General features: G+C 68.2%; 12 protein-coding genes and 1 pseudogene. 5 read left to right on the forward strand and 8 right to left on the reverse strand.

The window, feature by feature from the left end; translation table 11 throughout:
- Nucleotides 1-35: 35 nt before the first annotated feature.
- Entirely contained in the window at nt 36-761 is a 726-nt protein-coding gene (locus VT85_RS29545) for a hypothetical protein (protein WP_068423072.1), read from the forward strand.
- Nucleotides 686-1,396: a hypothetical protein gene (locus VT85_RS26105; RefSeq protein WP_231871571.1), complete on the forward strand. Its 711-nt coding sequence runs from the start codon at nt 686-688 to the stop codon at nt 1,394-1,396. Before VT85_RS29545 ends, VT85_RS26105 begins: the two co-directional genes overlap by 76 nt.
- A 75-nt stretch (nt 1,397-1,471) precedes the next feature.
- Here the strand turns inward: VT85_RS26105 and VT85_RS26110 are convergent, their stop codons facing one another.
- The 3 genes and pseudogenes from VT85_RS26110 to VT85_RS30165 form a co-directional block, all read right to left on the reverse strand.
- Nucleotides 1,472-1,813: an MscL family protein gene (locus VT85_RS26110; protein ID WP_231871568.1), complete on the reverse strand. Its 342-nt coding sequence runs from the start codon at nt 1,811-1,813 to the stop codon at nt 1,472-1,474.
- A 346-nt stretch (nt 1,814-2,159) separates the two neighbouring features.
- On the reverse strand, nt 2,160-3,581 hold the full coding sequence (locus tag VT85_RS26115) for a DUF1254 domain-containing protein (RefSeq protein WP_068423080.1): 1,422 nt from the start codon (nt 3,579-3,581) through the stop codon (nt 2,160-2,162).
- A gap of 349 nt (nt 3,582-3,930) precedes the next feature.
- A pseudogene (locus VT85_RS30165) lies at nt 3,931-6,284 on the reverse strand (arylsulfatase).
- A gap of 297 nt (nt 6,285-6,581) precedes the next feature.
- On the opposite strand from VT85_RS30165, the gene VT85_RS28110 reads away from it, so the two are divergent.
- Nucleotides 6,582-6,767, forward strand: coding sequence for a hypothetical protein (locus tag VT85_RS28110; RefSeq protein ID WP_156513221.1), 186 nt, complete (start codon nt 6,582-6,584; stop codon nt 6,765-6,767).
- Nucleotides 6,768-6,840: 73 nt separating this feature from the next.
- Nucleotides 6,841-8,244, forward strand: coding sequence for an OmpP1/FadL family transporter (locus tag VT85_RS26125; protein ID WP_082859088.1), 1,404 nt, complete (start codon nt 6,841-6,843; stop codon nt 8,242-8,244).
- Between the two features lie 429 nt (nt 8,245-8,673).
- Here the strand turns inward: VT85_RS26125 and ltrA are convergent, their stop codons facing one another.
- The gene (ltrA, locus tag VT85_RS26130) at nt 8,674-9,999 is read right to left on the reverse strand and encodes a group II intron reverse transcriptase/maturase (RefSeq protein ID WP_068423085.1); all 1,326 of its coding nucleotides are present in this window, start codon (nt 9,997-9,999) and stop codon (nt 8,674-8,676) included.
- Between the two features lie 1,244 nt (nt 10,000-11,243).
- Between ltrA and VT85_RS26140 the strand changes: the two genes are divergently transcribed.
- Nucleotides 11,244-11,516, forward strand: a complete 273-nt coding sequence (locus VT85_RS26140) for a hypothetical protein (protein WP_156513222.1) — start codon at nt 11,244-11,246, stop codon at nt 11,514-11,516.
- A 243-nt stretch (nt 11,517-11,759) separates the two neighbouring features.
- On the opposite strand, the gene VT85_RS29550 is transcribed toward VT85_RS26140, so the two are convergent.
- The 4 genes from VT85_RS29550 to VT85_RS26155 all read right to left on the reverse strand — a co-directional run bounded on the left by VT85_RS29550 (nt 11,760) and on the right by VT85_RS26155 (nt 15,385).
- Nucleotides 11,760-11,960 (reverse strand): aldo/keto reductase, encoded by a 201-nt coding sequence (locus tag VT85_RS29550; RefSeq protein ID WP_231871569.1) that lies wholly within the window; start codon nt 11,958-11,960, stop codon nt 11,760-11,762.
- A gap of 73 nt (nt 11,961-12,033) precedes the next feature.
- Nucleotides 12,034-12,609, reverse strand: coding sequence for an aldo/keto reductase (locus VT85_RS26145; RefSeq protein WP_231871570.1), 576 nt, complete (start codon nt 12,607-12,609; stop codon nt 12,034-12,036).
- 137 nt (nt 12,610-12,746) lie between these two features.
- A complete protein-coding gene (locus VT85_RS26150) occupies nt 12,747-14,648 on the reverse strand; it encodes a tetratricopeptide repeat protein (protein ID WP_068423094.1) in 1,902 nt (633 codons plus the stop codon).
- A gap of 98 nt (nt 14,649-14,746) precedes the next feature.
- Nucleotides 14,747-15,385, reverse strand: coding sequence for a hypothetical protein (locus VT85_RS26155; protein ID WP_068423097.1), 639 nt, complete (start codon nt 15,383-15,385; stop codon nt 14,747-14,749).
- Nucleotides 15,386-15,401: the final 16 nt, after the last annotated feature.

The following is a 15,401-nucleotide window of genomic DNA, read 5'->3' on the forward strand; positions in this document are numbered from 1 at the left end:
TTGATTTTCATCAATCTTAATCGGCGAGGGCATTGATGAAGTCGTTCGACCTCTCGAACCTCCGGTTGGCGGAAGGCGTCGTGCGGGACTCCAGCCGCGAAAACGACCGGATCCTCCTCTGGGTGCCGACCGTCGGGGCGCCCCCGCATCGATCCTGGGACCGCGTCGGCGTGGCGGCGGGCGAACGCGGCCGCGTCGACCGAGGGGTGAGGGTGGTGCCGGCCGCCGCGTTCCGCGTCGAGCGCCGCGCCCCCGAGGGATGGCTTGCGAAGCTCGCCTCCAAGTTGGGGAGGGCGGGGGCCGAATCGTCCTGGACGATGCCCGACGGGACGCCGGTCGAACGGCGAGGCAGCCGGCGGACCGACCTGGCCCTGGCCTGGTCGGAGGGCGGGGGGCCGCTCGGTGAGGAAGTCGTGCGCGGCCTGTGGCCCGACGGGGCGACCGTCCGTCGGATCGGCGACGGGCTGTTCCTGGTCGAAGGCGTGCAGGGGGCGCAGAGCCGGGACGCGCCGGCTATCGGGGAAGTCGGCCCCTCTGAGACGGTCGCCGAAGCCGCGGTCCGCCTCCTGGAAGAGGCCCTCCGGGGATCCGACGGGAGCCGGACGGCGGCCGCGACAGCCGACCTGGGGGTCGTCCTCCTGAACCGGGGGACGCCGTCGCCGCGGTCGAGCGGTTTCGCGAGGCCCTGGACCGGCTCGGCGAGCACGGGGAGCCGTCGCTCGTCGCCGACGCGCTCTACAACTTGGGCCTCGCGTACTTGAATCTCGATCGTCCCCAGGAGGCGTCGGCCGCCCTGGGGTCGGCGGCGCGCCTGGCCCGCGCGGCGGACGACCCCCATTCCCTCAAGTCGGCGTTGGAGGGGATCGCCACGACGCAGGCCCGCCTGGGCGACGTCCGCGGATCGCTCTCGACCCTGGGCGAGGCGGTGGAGGCGGCCCGGATCGTCGGCGACCGCCACCAGGAGGCCCGCCTCCTCTGGATGCAGGCGATCGCGCTCGCCGAGTCGGGCCGCGGCGACCTCGCCGTCGCTCGGGCCGAGGAGTCGACCGCGTTGCTGCGATCGCTCGGCAAGCCTGAGGCCGCTTGGTTTGAGAAGCAGCTCCGCCGCTACCGGGACGAGGGGTCGAACCTCGACGCGGCGGCCTTGCAGCCGTCCAACGACCGGCCGGCCGGCCCCGGCCCGCTTGGCATGGCGCTGTCGGCGACCAAGGCGATGGCGGCCTTCGTCGGCTCGGGCCTCAAGACGACGCCGGCGGAGGTCCAGCGGGCTCGCGCGGCGACGTGTCGGACGTGCGAGCACCACACGGGCCTGCGCTGCCGGATCTGCGGCTGCTTCACCGAGGCCAAAAGCCGGCTGGCCCACGAGCGCTGCCCGCTCGGGAGGTGGGGGGGGTGAGGCCTCGCGACCGCACCAAGCGTTAGGACACGCCCTCCTTGAACATAACGCCCTTTATGTTTCACTCGCTGCGATTCATGGCGATGGCTCGATCTGCGAGCGGTCCTTGAGCAAGTCCCGGATCTCGGCCAAGAGTTCCTGGTCCTTCGTCATCGGCGGAATCGTCGCGATCTCCTCCTTCTTCGTTCGCACGAGCCAGCCCAGGAACTTCACCAGGAACAGGAACAGGACGGCCGCCATGATGAGGAAATGGACGATATCAGCCAAGAACAGGCCGATGTGGACCGTGCTCCCCCGGACCGTGAATTGCCAGTGCGTGTAGGGCCTTTGACCCGGGATCAAGATGGCGAACATAGGCATGACCACGTTCTTGACCATCGAATCGACGATGCTGTGGAACGACCCGCCGATGATCACGCCGATCGCCAGGTCGACGACGTTCCCCTTGAAGGCGAACGCCTTGAACTCGTCGACGAGGGTCCACGCCTTCTTCGTCGCGAGGTCCTCGGGTTGGGCAGCATCGCGGGTCGACTCCCCTGAATTGGGACTACGCGGTCCTGGAGTTTCTCTCGGCGTTCGAAGACCGGTAGCTTGATGGACATGCGCTCCTGGTCTCCCGGGAGGACGTCTTCATCCTCGCGGGGGCCGAGCGTCGCCGGGGACGCGGTCAATCGACCGACTTCAGGGCGAGCTTCACCTGGTCAGGCACTGTGGCCGCCCTCGTCACTGTCTCTTGTGCCATGCCGGGAGACCCACGAGCGGTTTATTGAGCGCCGATTCCGGGCACCGCTTGGACCTTCACCACCGGAGGCGGGTTCCATCTGCCGGTCAGGGCCTCGGCCATCGGACCGTAGAGACGCATGCACACGTTGAATGGCCCTTTCGGGGCGGGCAGCCAGTTGACTTCCTTGTCCTTGCCGGGGCTCTCGTTCTGGAAGTAGAGGTCGAGCGACCCATCCGCGTTGACCTTGAACGGCATGTAGCTGCTGACCGCGAAGCGGTTGAGCACGTTCGCCACCTGGAAGCCGTCGCTGTCGTAGAGGGTGATTGACCAGAAGGCATTCACCGGGGGCGTGGCCCCCTTGTCGAAGTGGAGCGTGTACTTGTTGGCACCGTCGAGCGGCTTGCCGGTGTCGTCGGCGAGGTTCAGCGGATAGATGGCGTCCTCGGGCAGGTTGGCACCGAGGCCCAGCTGGGCGACCATCGCACGCTTGAGGTAGTAGTTGCCGTAGACGCCCATCGTGTCGGTGTTCATGGACCAGCCGTTGACGACGCGGGCGAGCGTCGCCACCTTCCACGCCATGACCCGCTGTGCCTCCTCGGGCACGCCCTCCAACGCCTTCTTGACCGCGGGGTCGAGCCCGGCGAAGTCGAGACTCTTGCCGGGCTCGATGCCGATTCGCTTCAACCGAGCGACCATCGGCTGGTCGGTGGCGTGGGGCGGGTGCAGCTTGAGGAGCTCGGCCGCGTAGGCGAAGTACTTCTCGGCCGGCATGGTGTCGACCTGGGTCTTCGGCGGCGTCTTCATATCCACGCCCGGGTCAATCTTCACCGTCACCGGTCCGGCGGCCTTGCCCCAGCGTGAGAGCGGGGTGACCTTGTAACCCGCCTGAATCTTGTGGACCGCGGGGTAATCCGCCGCCCCGTCCGTCTTGGTGCGGCCGATGACCCAGATGTACGGCGTCGGGGCCGCGAGTCGCGTGAACCCCTCCGGGACCGTCCCGCTCCAGCCGGGCGGGGTCACGAGGAAGTTCCCCGCCTTGGTGCCCGTCGTCCGCCAGCCGGGCGACGCGAACACGTCGGACCACATGTCGAGCATGGGCAGGAGGTAGAACCGTCCGTCCGTGTCCGGTGCCGAGACGACCTGGGCCTCCTCGGTGATGTCCAGCCAGGCGACGGAATAGAGCGTGTCGAAGTTGACCCGCACGACGACCTTCAAATCGGCAGGCGGATACGCCGGGACGCTCACGAACGTATTCATCGGGCCCTTGCCCAGCTCCTTGCCGGGCTCGACGTTCACGGACTGCTTCCGCGTGATGTCCATGGTGACGAGCGGGTAGAAGTAGAGGTAGGCATCGACGCCGATGGCGTGTGCGGCCTCCGGGGTGATTGGCTCGTCGGCTCGGGCATATTCGGGCAGCACGGCCACCGCAGTGACGAGGAGCGAAGCGATGAGGCAACGCATGTGGATTATTGCCTTTTGTTGAAATTCCAAGCTGACGCGAGCGATTTCGGCGTCGGTCCCACGTCTGCTCCGCCTGGGCGAGAATTGAGCAGCTCGAATGGTCCGGGTCAAGCAAGGGCCCGCTCTCGCTGCGGAGTTAAAGCCCTTCTCCATTTGCGTGGCGACAGTCGATCGTCAATGATTTTCAGCTGACGGGGAGCCGGTTTTGCCGGATATGAGTCCCTTTATGTTTCGCCGGCCTCTTTGTGGGAAATCGGCCGGGGGACGCGGACGTCCGCGCGGCGGCCGGCGTCGCCGGCCGGCTCCTTGGCCGAGTACAAATTCGATCCGGCGGTGCACGCCCCTTGCCTTAGTTCAATTCGATGACCACCTCGTGGATGACGCCCGTGAATTCGTTGGCTCGCTCCGCGTAGTCGTCGGTCACCGGCGTCTCCTCGTCCACGCCGACGTTGGCCGTCTCGTCCACGGAGATGATGTTCGGGATCGTCTTCTCGATCCTCCCTTCGGAGACCTTCGTGCCGTTGACCGAGACCGTGCCCGTGCCTCCCGCCCCCCGCTTGCCGCCGTCGTAGGCGAATTCGTACCGGAGGACGACCCGGCCCTCGGTCAGCTTCCCCTCGGCCGCGATGCGGTACCGCTCCACGCCCAGCCAGTTGTAAGCGAAGATCGGCTTTCCCTCCTTGACGTACAGGCTCCATCCCCCGAACCGACCCCCCTGGGCCATGATCACGCCGTCGGCGCCCGCCTTGGGGATCTCAAGCTCCGCGGTGATCGCGTGGGATCGGTTCTTCACGTTGATGAAGACGTTTTCCGCCATGCCGACCCCGCCGGGGTAGGCCCTGAGCGAGGTGCGCCCCTGCATGAGGTCGGGGCGGCCGGCGACCGCGGGGTCCATCCGCTCCACGCTCCGGTCGTCGATCGGCAGGACGTGGTACCTCACGGCCTCCTGCAGGAAGAGGTCCTGGAGTTCCTTGAGCTTCGTCGGGTTCTCGGACGCGAGGTCGGTCGACTGGCTGAAGTCGCGATCGACGTGGAAGAGCTCCCAGCGGTCCGCCGCGAGCGGCGCCCGCGGCGTCGCTTCCCAGGGCGCGCGATGCACGGTGCCCGCGAACCAGCCGTCCTGGTAGACGCCCCGGTTGCCGCCGATCTCGAAGTACTGGACTCGGTGCCGCGAGGGGGCCTGGGGGTCGTCGAACGTGTACTGCAGGCTGACGCCCTCCATCGGGCTTTGCGGCGTCCCTCCCACCTGCTTGGGCTCGGGCAACCCCGCCGATTCCAGCACCGTCGGGGCGATGTCGATGACGTGGTGGAACTGCGAGCGGAGCTCGCCCTTCGCCTTGATGCGCCTCGGCCAGTGGATCACCATCGGATTTTGGTTGCCGCCGAAGTCCGAGGCCACCTGCTTGCCGTACCGGAAGGGGGTGTTGCCGGCCACCGCCCAGCCCGCCGCGTAGTGGGGGTAGGAGAGCGGGCCGCCGAGCCCGTCGAGGTGCGCGAGCTTCTCGCCCAGGGGCTCCGGAACGCCGTTGAAGAAGCCCGCCTCGTTGTTCAGGCCGGTCAGGCCCCCCTCCGGGCTCGCCCCGTTGTCTAAATGAAGAGGGTGTCGTCCATGCGACCCAGGGCCTCGACGGCCGCCACCAGGCGCCCCACCTCGTGGTCCACCATCTCGCCGTAGCCGGCGAACACCTCCATCTGCCGGGCGAAAGCCCGCCGCTCGTCCGGCGTCAGGCCCTCCCAGTCCTTGATCGCTTCGGGCTTGGGCGCGAGCCGGGTGTCCGGGGGGACGACGCCGAGCGCCTTCTGCCGGGCGAGCGTCTCCTCCCGGTAGCGGTCCCAGCCGCCGTCGAACGCGCCCTTGTATTTGTCGGCCCATTCCTGCGGGACGTGGTGCGGGGCGTGCGTCGCCCCGGGCGCGAAATAGACGAAGAACGGCCTGTCCGGGGTGAGGCTTTGCTGCTGCCGCACCCAGCGAACGGCCTGGTCCGTCATGTCGGTCAGGAGGTGGTAGTTGGGGTCCTCGGGCAACTCGACCTTGGCCAGCCCGTCGTAGAGGGACGGGGCCCACTGGTTCGTCTCGCCGCCGATGAAGCCGTAGAACTTGTCGAAGCCCGAGCGAGTCGGCCATCGATCGGTCGGGCCGGAAGGGCTGACCTCCCACGGCGGGACTTCGTGGCATTTGCCGAAGGCGGCCGTGCTGTAACCGTTGAGCCGGAGGATCTCCGCCAAGGGCGCGATGCTGCTGGGGCGGACCCCGGTGTAGCCGGGATGGGCCGTCGCGATGTCCATGACCGCGCCGGCGTTGCAGGAGTGGTGGTTGCGTCCCGTCAGGAGGGCCGCGCGGGTCGGCGAGCAGAGCGCCGCGACGTGGAACTGGTTGTAGCGCAGGCCGTTCCGGGCCAGCCGCTCCAGGGTCGGCGTGCGAACCGCCCCGCCGAAGGTGCTGGCTTGGCCGAAGCCGAAGTCGTCGAGAAGCACGATCACCACGTTCGGCGCCCCCTGCGGGGCTTCAACCTCGGACCGCGGAGGGGCCTTGGCGTTGCGGGCGTCCAGCTCGGTGGCGCGGGCTCGGGTCGGTTCAGGGATCGGCAGGGTCGTCCGGTCCAGATCATCGGCGACCGCGAAGGCGGTGCCCACCATCCCGAGAACGAGTGGCGCGGCGAGGGCCAGTACGGCGACCCGGAGGATCTCATGGCGAATCCGCATCGGTAGCTCCACCTATCTTCGGCATCGAGGGCCGGGTCGGCGTCGGCCGCGGGCCGGGCACGTGGAGGGATCACCAACGGCGTCGAGATGGGCAAGGAAACTTTGCCGATTGTACCGATTACTCTTAATGCATCCAGTATCGTCCGAACGATAAGTCTCCAGGATTCGACTGTTCGGATCGGTTGTCGGCGGCGCGCGGGTTATGGGTGAGGGCGTCGTCTCGCTCGATGGGGAACCGGCGGGCTCGTCTCCGGCTTCAAGTCGGCCGCCACGCGCCAGGCGTCCGGGTTCGGCCTCATGCCCTACAATGCGTCCCACGCCACAGTCGGCATGACGGCCGGGTCGATGCTCGGCTACGTCTGGAGACGGGTCCTGCCCATTTCTAAACCTTACGTCGCCCTGATCTTCGACGTGGCATGCCTCATCGCCTCCATCGACGGCCAGGGCCGTGGATTCGTGGTTGGCGACGGCTTCGGCATTTGATCGTGATGCTCGGGCCACGCGCGGTGGAAGCGCGACGCGTTCGAGCCGGAAGGAGCCGGGGAGAGCTCTGGCCATGGATCGACAGTATGCACGTCGAACGTTCTTGGTCGTCGCCCTGTCGGCGGTTCTGTCGGCCCAGGCCGGCGCGCAGGGGATCATCGCCCCCGGGGCCGGGCCGATCAACCGCGCCATGGCAGGCGCGTCGACCGCCGCGCCGGTGGACTTCGGATCCAGCTACTGGAACCCGGCTAACCTGAGCTTCCTGGAGCGGCAGGAGTTCCTCCTCGGCTCCGAGTTGATCATCCCCAGCACGCACCTGACGACGAGCTTGCCGGCGGGGGCCATCAATGGCGTCCTGCCCGTCCAGGGGCGTTACGGGGTCGCGCGGAGCGACAGCGGGGTCATCCCCAACATCGCGACCGGCATGTCGTTTCGGCTCTCGCCCGACTCCCGAACCACCTTCGGGCTCGGAATCTTCGGCTTCGTGGGCGGCAACGTGAACTACCAGGGAAACCCCTCGATCCCGATCCTTTCCGGGAATCAACCCCCACGCAGCTTCGGGTTCGGGCCCATCTTCGCGAACGCCTCGTTCCTGTCCATCACTCCCATGGCCTCCTACCGGTTCAACGACCGGCTCTCGGTCGGCGGCGGGCCGGTCATCACGTCGGGGACCATGTCCCTCAACCCGGCCTTCTTCGCGCCGGGGCCCAGGCAGCCGGGTGGGATACTGCCGACGTTCCCGTCGGCGACGAACGGCCGCCAATTCTGGGGGGGCGGGTTCCAGCTGGGGCTGCTCTATCAGGCGGGCGACGACTGGAACGTCGGGTTCTCGTACAAGAGCCCGGTGTGGCAGGAGAGGTGGGGATTCAACGCGGCGAACCCCGACCTGACGAACCGCCGCATCGGGGTCCAGGCGCAGCTCCCGGCGATCTACTCCTGGGGCGTCGCGTACAAGGGTTTCGATCGCTCTTTGATCGACGTCGACCTACGCTATCTCGACTACGGGAACGCGGCCCTCTTCGGCCAGTCCGTACGAGACGGCGGCCTGGGCTGGGACAGCGTCTTCGCCCTGGCGATCGGCGGCCAGCACGAACTCACGGACCGCGTGACCCTCCGCGCCGGCTACCTGTTCAACACGAACCCGATCCCCGCGCCGGCCACGCTGTTCAACGTGCAACTGCCCGGCATCATCCAGCACACTCTCTCGTTCGGGGCCTCGCTGAAACTCACCGACGACGTCACCCTGTCCTCGGCCTGGGTCCACGGCTTCCGCAACTCGATCCAAGGCGATGTCGTCGAGGAGAGCGGAGCGTTCACCAAGTTCGACAGCCAAATCGACTCGATCGTGGTGGGCCTGAACGTCCAGTTCGGCGCCAAGAGGCGGCAGGCCACGTCGAGGGCCGAGGCCCGCGGCGTGGTCGCCGCCGCCGAGGAGGCGGCCGTCTCGCATGCCGCCGCGCCCGACGACCCGAACTAGCTCGGACCCCCGAGGGCCCCGCTCGCCGAGGTCGACCGTCGGGGCACAGGTGTGCATCCCAAGGCTGCGTCTTCTGGTATCGGTCGACGAGCCGGGCGTGACAACGGTGCTGGACCGCACCCGCTGCGGGGTCGCATGCGGCGTCCGCGTCGACGGACCGGTCCCGCACGGACGAGGTGCGAGCGGCCCGCTCGACCAAACCGTCCCCGAGGGATTCTGCGACTCCTCGACTTCCCAACTTCTATGCTCACCTGACCCGATGCCGATTACCGGTAGAGTCGAGGAGTGGCGCGGTGGTGTAGGCTCGGCCTATCTGTTTCCGGCCCTTTCGTCCGCCGGTGCCTCAACAGCCTCGCCATGCCCCGTTTCCACTCCCCGCTCATCGAACCGGACGTGCGGATTTCCCGCATCCGGCTCTCGGACGAGAACTCACGCTTTCGCCCACGGGAAGTCGCGCGTCCGATCGCTCAGGCGAATCAGGCCCAGTTCTTCGAACAGGAGCCGGTCGGGGAACCGTGACATCCCCCGGTTCTTCACCTTGTGCTTGGCGCACAACCACCGCCGGAGCCGTTGGCAGCTGTGCCGATCGATGGCTCGATAGGCCCGGCTCACGGGGCCGAGGCGGAAGTAGTTCGACCATCCCAGAAGCTTCCGGTTCAGTCGGGCCACTCGGTCCTCGACGTCCGTGTATAGCCAGCGGCGATCGGTCGTCTCGCGGATCTCGTCCCGAAGGCGCGCGACCTTCTTCGCGGACGGGTACGTGCCGATGAAGGCGCGGCCGGTCCGCGGCGAGTGGCACCGACCGATCGTGTAGCCCAGAAAGTCGAACGACTCCTCGGGGACGCGGCACCGCCGGGTCTTGGCCTCGTTGATCGTCAGCCTGAGCTTGGACATCATGCCCCGCATCTCGGCCATCGCCTCGTCGGCGGAGCCGCGACAGCAGATCACGAAGTCGTCGGCGTAGTTGACGACGTAGGCTTGCATCCGGCGTTCGTGCCCCATGGTCTTCCAACCGCGGACGAAACGGCGCATGTACACGTTGGAAAGCAACGGTGAGAGCGGGGACCCTTGCGGGGTGCCCCGGCCCTCGTCCTTGCTGCGGGTCGTTCGATGGCGGCGGCCCCGCCCGTCGACCTCTTCCACCGGAGCCTCCAGCCACATCTTGATCAGCCCCAAGAGGAGCCGATCGCTGATGCGCCGGGACAGCGATTTCATGAGTTCGGCGTGCGGGATGCCGTCGAAGTACCCCGACAGGTCGGCGTCGACGACCTCGGTGTGCCCCGTGGCGACCAGCCCGTGGACCGCCTGCACGGCGTCCAGGGCGCTGCGGTCGGCCCGGTAGGCGTATTGCTCCGGCTCCAGGTCGGCCTCGAAGATCGGCTCCAAGACCAGCACCACGGCCATCTGCGCCACGCGATCCCGGATCGTCCCGATCCCCAGCGGCCGTCGCTTGCCATCGCCTTTCGGGATGAACACGCGTCGGACCGGAAGAGGGCGGTACGACTTCGCTTTCAGGTCTGCCGCCAGTTCGTCCAGCCACCGGTCCAGGCCGTACGCCTCGACTTCCTCGAACGTCCGGCGGTCGACCCCCGGCGCGCCGTCGTTGGCGCGACGGCGGACGTAGGCCCACTCCAGGACGTCTCTTCGGTACACCTTGTCGTACAGCGAGTAGAACCGATAGTCGGGCGATCCCTTCGCTTTGGCGTGCAACGCCCCCTGGAGTCTCCGAACCTTCGGTGGAGGTGCTAGGCTCATCGCCAATCTCCCGGCTCTCATGCCCCTTCGGACGTCGGTCTTGAACTCAGGCCCCTTTCCTCCGCCGGAGTTGCCCGGCTTCGTCGGTACTACGGGCCTGTCCGTCACCCTAGGCGGCCCGGCCTGTCCCTCGCGGGCTTCCGGTCGGCGGTCACGACCGCCGCCGCCTGGGGCTTCACGTGTTGCGCCGGGCATCCATGTGCCGGCATGCCGTCGCCACTACCCCGGAGGGATCGCTGGGTCGTGATCGCTCATGAGGAGGATCTTCCACCGCCTCGATTCTCGCCAGCGACGGCGGCCTTCCCCGTTATGTCGGCGTGTCGGCTCCCTCGTCATTTCTTTCGGGGCCTGCTCGGCGTTCACTCGCGTTACGGCCTGCCTGCTCGCCGAGCCGCCTGCGCGGCCCGTTTTCTCGAAGGCTTCGGCGGCTTCGTCACCTCCGCCGCCGCTCCGATGGCTTCCGGCTGGAGCGACCCAGTTGGCCGGGTGGGACTCGCACCCACTGGAATAACCCGCACCTTTTCACGTCGCACGACATAAGCCCCATTATCGGACGTTGCAGGGCGGGGTCCTGCGAGATTCAAAGGTTGATCCTACCTGGGCCGAGGACTTTCCCGCGATGCCGGCACAAGGCCTCGGGGCCAGGACGGGCTCTTCCGGGGAGGGCGCGCCATGTCCCGCGAGTCCGACGACCTCGTTCGATTGTGCGGTGTACCATCGCCGAGGTCATACTACTTCGTCGTCGATTCGCCGACTTCAGGCGCCAGTCGCGTCGTACCCGCGAGAAGTCGCGGCGGCTCGTCGAAGAGTCCAGGGCGGAACGCCGGGCGCTGCGGGATCGATGATCCTCGCCGGTCGACGCCCGTTAGGCCCCCGGCCGGCAGGCGAGGCTTGTGGCGTGGTCGGCCGAGCTTTCCCCCGTCGTCCGACCGAACTCGTCCGATGGAAGGGCGTCCATGTCGATCCAAGTCGACACGCAGACGAACGGGATCGACATGTCGTCCGAATTAACGTGAATAACGCAGCCAGATGGGACGCCGATATAGTAGGGATTCCGAAGAATCTAGAGGACTTGCGTCGACGGGCGGTTCGTCGACCGTCCCGCCTTCCAAGAGTCCGGCCGCATCGTCCTCTGTTTTGGGGACGTCCACCGACGGCTCATCATCGAACTCGAGAGGAAATCGATGTACTCTCCGAACAGATCCCGAAAGCGCGTACTCGTCGCCGAATCCTTGGAATCGCGAATGGTGCTCTCGACGTCTACGGCAGCCCCCATCACCGTATTGGTCGACACGCCGTTCGACCCGTCGGCCCCGAAGCTGGGACGGAGCTTCGCGGTGAAGGTCGACACGCCGTTCGACCCGTCGGCCCCGAAGCTGGGACGGAGCTTCGCGGTGAAGGTCGACACGCCGTTCGACCCGTCGGCCCCGAAACTGGGCTTCCAGGTGAAGTTCGGACCGCCCACGGTGCACGTCCGGCCCACGCCCCTGTGGGCCCGGATGCGCAGCACCGTATGAAGCATGGAACTGGGAATCCGCAGTAAGCCCTGCGGAGAAACGTCGCCCATCTCAAACGCGATAAGTATGGCCGCGTGGGACGCCGCCCCGAGTGTAGGGGCGGCGTCCTTATTTGGGCACCATCCCCCAGTATCCGGGCCGAGGCACCCTGCCAGCCTTAAGGATGCCTCCCCCGCCCCAGACAGGATTCGGTCCGAATGCCCATTATCGGACCCTCGGCCGATCGCGGATCGCGGATCGCCCTCAAGCTCCCAGCCGCTCGATCTGTCGGACTTCCCCGGGTTCCAGGTGGAACTCGAACACCTCGAGGTCGTCCATCATGTGGTCGGCGTCGGTCGTCCCCGTCAGGGCCACCATGCCCATGTCGAGCGCGAATCGGAAGACGATCTGTTCGACGCTCCGGCCGCGCCGCTCGGCGATCCGAATCAGCTCGGGACGGGTCATCGCCTTTCGGTTGGCGGTCAGCAGCGAGAAGCCCTGATAGACGATCCCGTTCTCGACGCAGAACGCTCGGACTTCACGGTCCCAACCTCGTTCGGCGTAGCACCGGTTCTGGACGAAGCGGGGGGGGCACGCGCGCCTCGCGATGGAAGCTTCGGAGCTGATCAAGCGACACGTTGCTGACGCCGATCAGGCGGACCCGGCCCCCGTCGTGGATGGCCTCCATCGCACGCCAGGCCTCCCGATCGGCCGCACCCAGCCCGACCCGCCGAGTCGGCCCGTGGAGCAGGTACGAGTCGATCTCCGAGACGCCCAGATGTTCGAGCGAACTCGCGAAGGACTGTTCAACCTGGACCCCGACCGGAGCCTGCGGGTCATACGGAAGGCGATGATCCTGCCCGTCCTTGAACGTGAATTTGGTCTGGAGGAAGAGGTCCTCGCGCTCCAACATGCCGCTCTCGATCGATGCCGTGACGGCCTTGCCGACTTCGGCTTCGTCGTAGTGACGTCGCTGGTTCGCGGTATCGACGCCGCGAAAGCCCTGATGGAGCGCGAGCTCGGTCAGGACTTTCGTCCGTCGCGCCTTCCACGCGGTCCCGTAGAGGAACCGGGGGACGCGGACGCCGTCGATCAGCAGGCTCTGATGGTCCATCGATCCCTCCAGTGCGTGACGAAACCGGAGCCCATTGTAGCAGCCGCTCCGCAACGAAGGCCGGCCGAGACGCGGCGACGTGGTGCGTCTCCCCGCGGAACCCGCAGCCGACGCCCTCGCCCTCGCCCTCGGGTGAATCATTCTGCCGCGGCGAAGGGGTCGGCCGGGATCGCCAGGTCCATCATCAGCAGCTTGAAGTCGTCGCGACCGCGGAGCGGGTCAAGGTCGGAGTCGGCCTGCATGTGGGGGAGGTCGCGGAACCCGGCGGCGACGGCCCGTCGCAACGCCTCCATCGCCTGATCGGCCTGGGCCCGGCCCTCGCCGTCCGCCCCACTCGACCCCGGCGCGGCGGGCGTCGCGGAGAGCAGCGAAAAGAAGCACGCGACGTTGTAGAGATCACTAGACTCCATGGCCGGGAGGCCCTTCAAGACCTCGACCGCCTTGCGGAACGCATCCGCCGCTTCGGAGGCCCTGCCCTGTTGAGTCTGGGCCATCCCGAGCCTCGCGAGGGCGATCGAGAGGCCGCGCCGGTAGTTGGCGTCGGCGGGATGGTCGTCGACCAGCTTCCGGTTGATCGCCAGGCCCGCGCGGCACTCGGACTCCGCCATCCCGAGCCGGCCCGTCTGAAGGAGCAACAGGCCGAGGTCGTTGTGGGTTTGCGCCAGCTCGCCCATCAGGGCGCTGACGGCGGGGTTCTCGTCGGCGAGCTTCTCGAGGAGCGTCATGGCCTCGCGGTAGTCGGCCTCCGCGTCCGCGAGCCGGGCCGAATGGTTCAGCAGCCAGCCGCGCCTGTGACGAGTCGCCGCCAGGTCGCTGCGGAAATCGGGGACGGCGGGGTTCTCGCCGGCGAGCTTCTCCAGGATAGTCAGGGCTTCGCGGTACTCGGCGTCCGCGTCCGCCGGATTGCCTTTCGACGACAGCAGGTCGCCGGTCCGTCGGCGCGTGCTCGCCAGGTCGTGGAGGGCTTCGTTCGAGGCCCCGGGGCCGGCGGCCACCGCCTCCTGATCGGACCGAGCCAGCTTGTAGGCTTCCAAGGCCGCGGAGAGCTCACCCCTCCGGGCCAGGAGCGAGCCGAGGGCGGACCGGCAAGCCGCCAGCGCGGCCGGCGCCGGTCCGTCGGCGCCGGCCAACAGCGACTCCGCTCGTCGGTAGGCGGCCAGCGCGTCGTCCGTGCGACCCGTAACCTCCAGCAGCGATCCGATGGTGGTCAGGCTCCGGCCGACCTCGACGACCGCCACGGCGTCGGCCCCGGGCTCCGCCGCCAGGGCCTCCCGCGTCGCGAGCACCGCGCGGTGCGCCGCGAGGGCGTCCTCCGAACGGCCGACCTTCCAAGTCAGGTCGGCCAGTTCGTAGTTCGATCGCGCCAGCGCCCGCCGGGACGCACCGTCGGCCTCGTCGCCGAGCAGGGCGCCGAGCTTGCGGCGGTAGAAGTCGGCCGCCGACTCCAGGAGCCGGTCGCGCAGCTCCTTGAACTGGTCCTGCTTCAACAGGAAGTCCTCGCTCACGCCGGTGTGGAACGTCTTGATCGCGTCGACCGCCAGGTTATAGCGGGCCTGCACGGCGGCCTTCGAGCGGGTCAGGCCGGCGTTGGCGTCGGCCAGCGCGGCGCCGGCCCTCGTCTCGCGGTCCAGGGCGTCCGAGAGCTGGGCGTTGGCCGACGCCTGCACCGCCAGCACGGCGAACAGCCCGAGCACCCCGGCCAGCCCGGCCGCCGTCGCGCCGGTGACGCCGGTGCGGTGCCGGGTCAGCCAGCGCAGAAGCGTCCGCGTCCACGGCTCCGCCCACGCCGCCACCGGCTCGTCGGCCGTCCACCGTTCGACGTCATCGGCCAGCGCCCGGCAGGTCGCGTAGCGGTCCTCGGGATGATTCGCCATCGCCTTGAGGCAGACGGCCTCCAGGGCCCTGTCGATCGACGGCGCGACCTGCCGCGGCGGCGGGAACTCGCCCCGCTGCACCTTGCGCAGCACCTCGCCGATCTCGCCGTCGAAGGGCACCCGGCCGGTCAGCAGGCAGTAGAGGGTGGCGCCGAGGCTGTACACGTCGCTGCGCGGCCGAGTTCGCCGGCCGCCTGTTCGGGGCTCATGTAGGACGGCGTGCCGAGCGCCGAGCCCGGCAGCGTCTCGGCCGAGCCGCTCACCTAGGACAGGGTGCGGCCGTCGCTGTAGGTGCCCAGGCCGTAGACCGGCACGATCCCGGGGTGTTCCAGCCCGCCGGTGACCTCGGCCTCGAGGAGGAACCGCTGGCGGCTGACGGGGTCGTCGGCGTGAGCGTCGAGGATTCGCTTGAGCGCCACCTCGCGATGCAACTCGGCGTCCAGGGCCACGAAGACGGCGCCCAGCCCGCCGCGGGCGTGCGGCCGGAGGACGCGGAACCTTTGCCCCTCGCTCGTGGCCTCGCCGACGGCGTAGGTCGCCGTGCGGTCGGCGTCATCGCCGGGCTGGATCGTGGCCGAGCCGACGTGGAGCAGCGTGCCGCCGAGACCGGGATCGTCGATGCGAGCCAGGCTCTCGCGGGTGGAACGGCCCACCGGGATCGCGGCGAGACTTCGGTCCACGTCGCCGCCATGTTTCTTGAGGTGGCGTGCCACGAGGGCGTCCACGGCGGATCGATCGTCGACATCGAGGTCGCCACGTCCGACGAGGTGGTCGGCCAGGGCAACGGCCTTGTCCAGCGTCCAGGCCTGGAAGGCGGCCACCAGTCGGCCCTGGTCGATCAGGCCGTTCTGCAGCGCAAGCAGGCCGAAGAGCAGGTTGCGCTCGGTAGCGATTCCGGCCATCGGGGGACCCTCATGC

Origin of the sequence: Planctomyces sp. SH-PL62 (genome assembly GCF_001610895.1) — a bacterium.
Lineage (GTDB): Bacteria > Planctomycetota > Planctomycetia > Isosphaerales > Isosphaeraceae > Paludisphaera.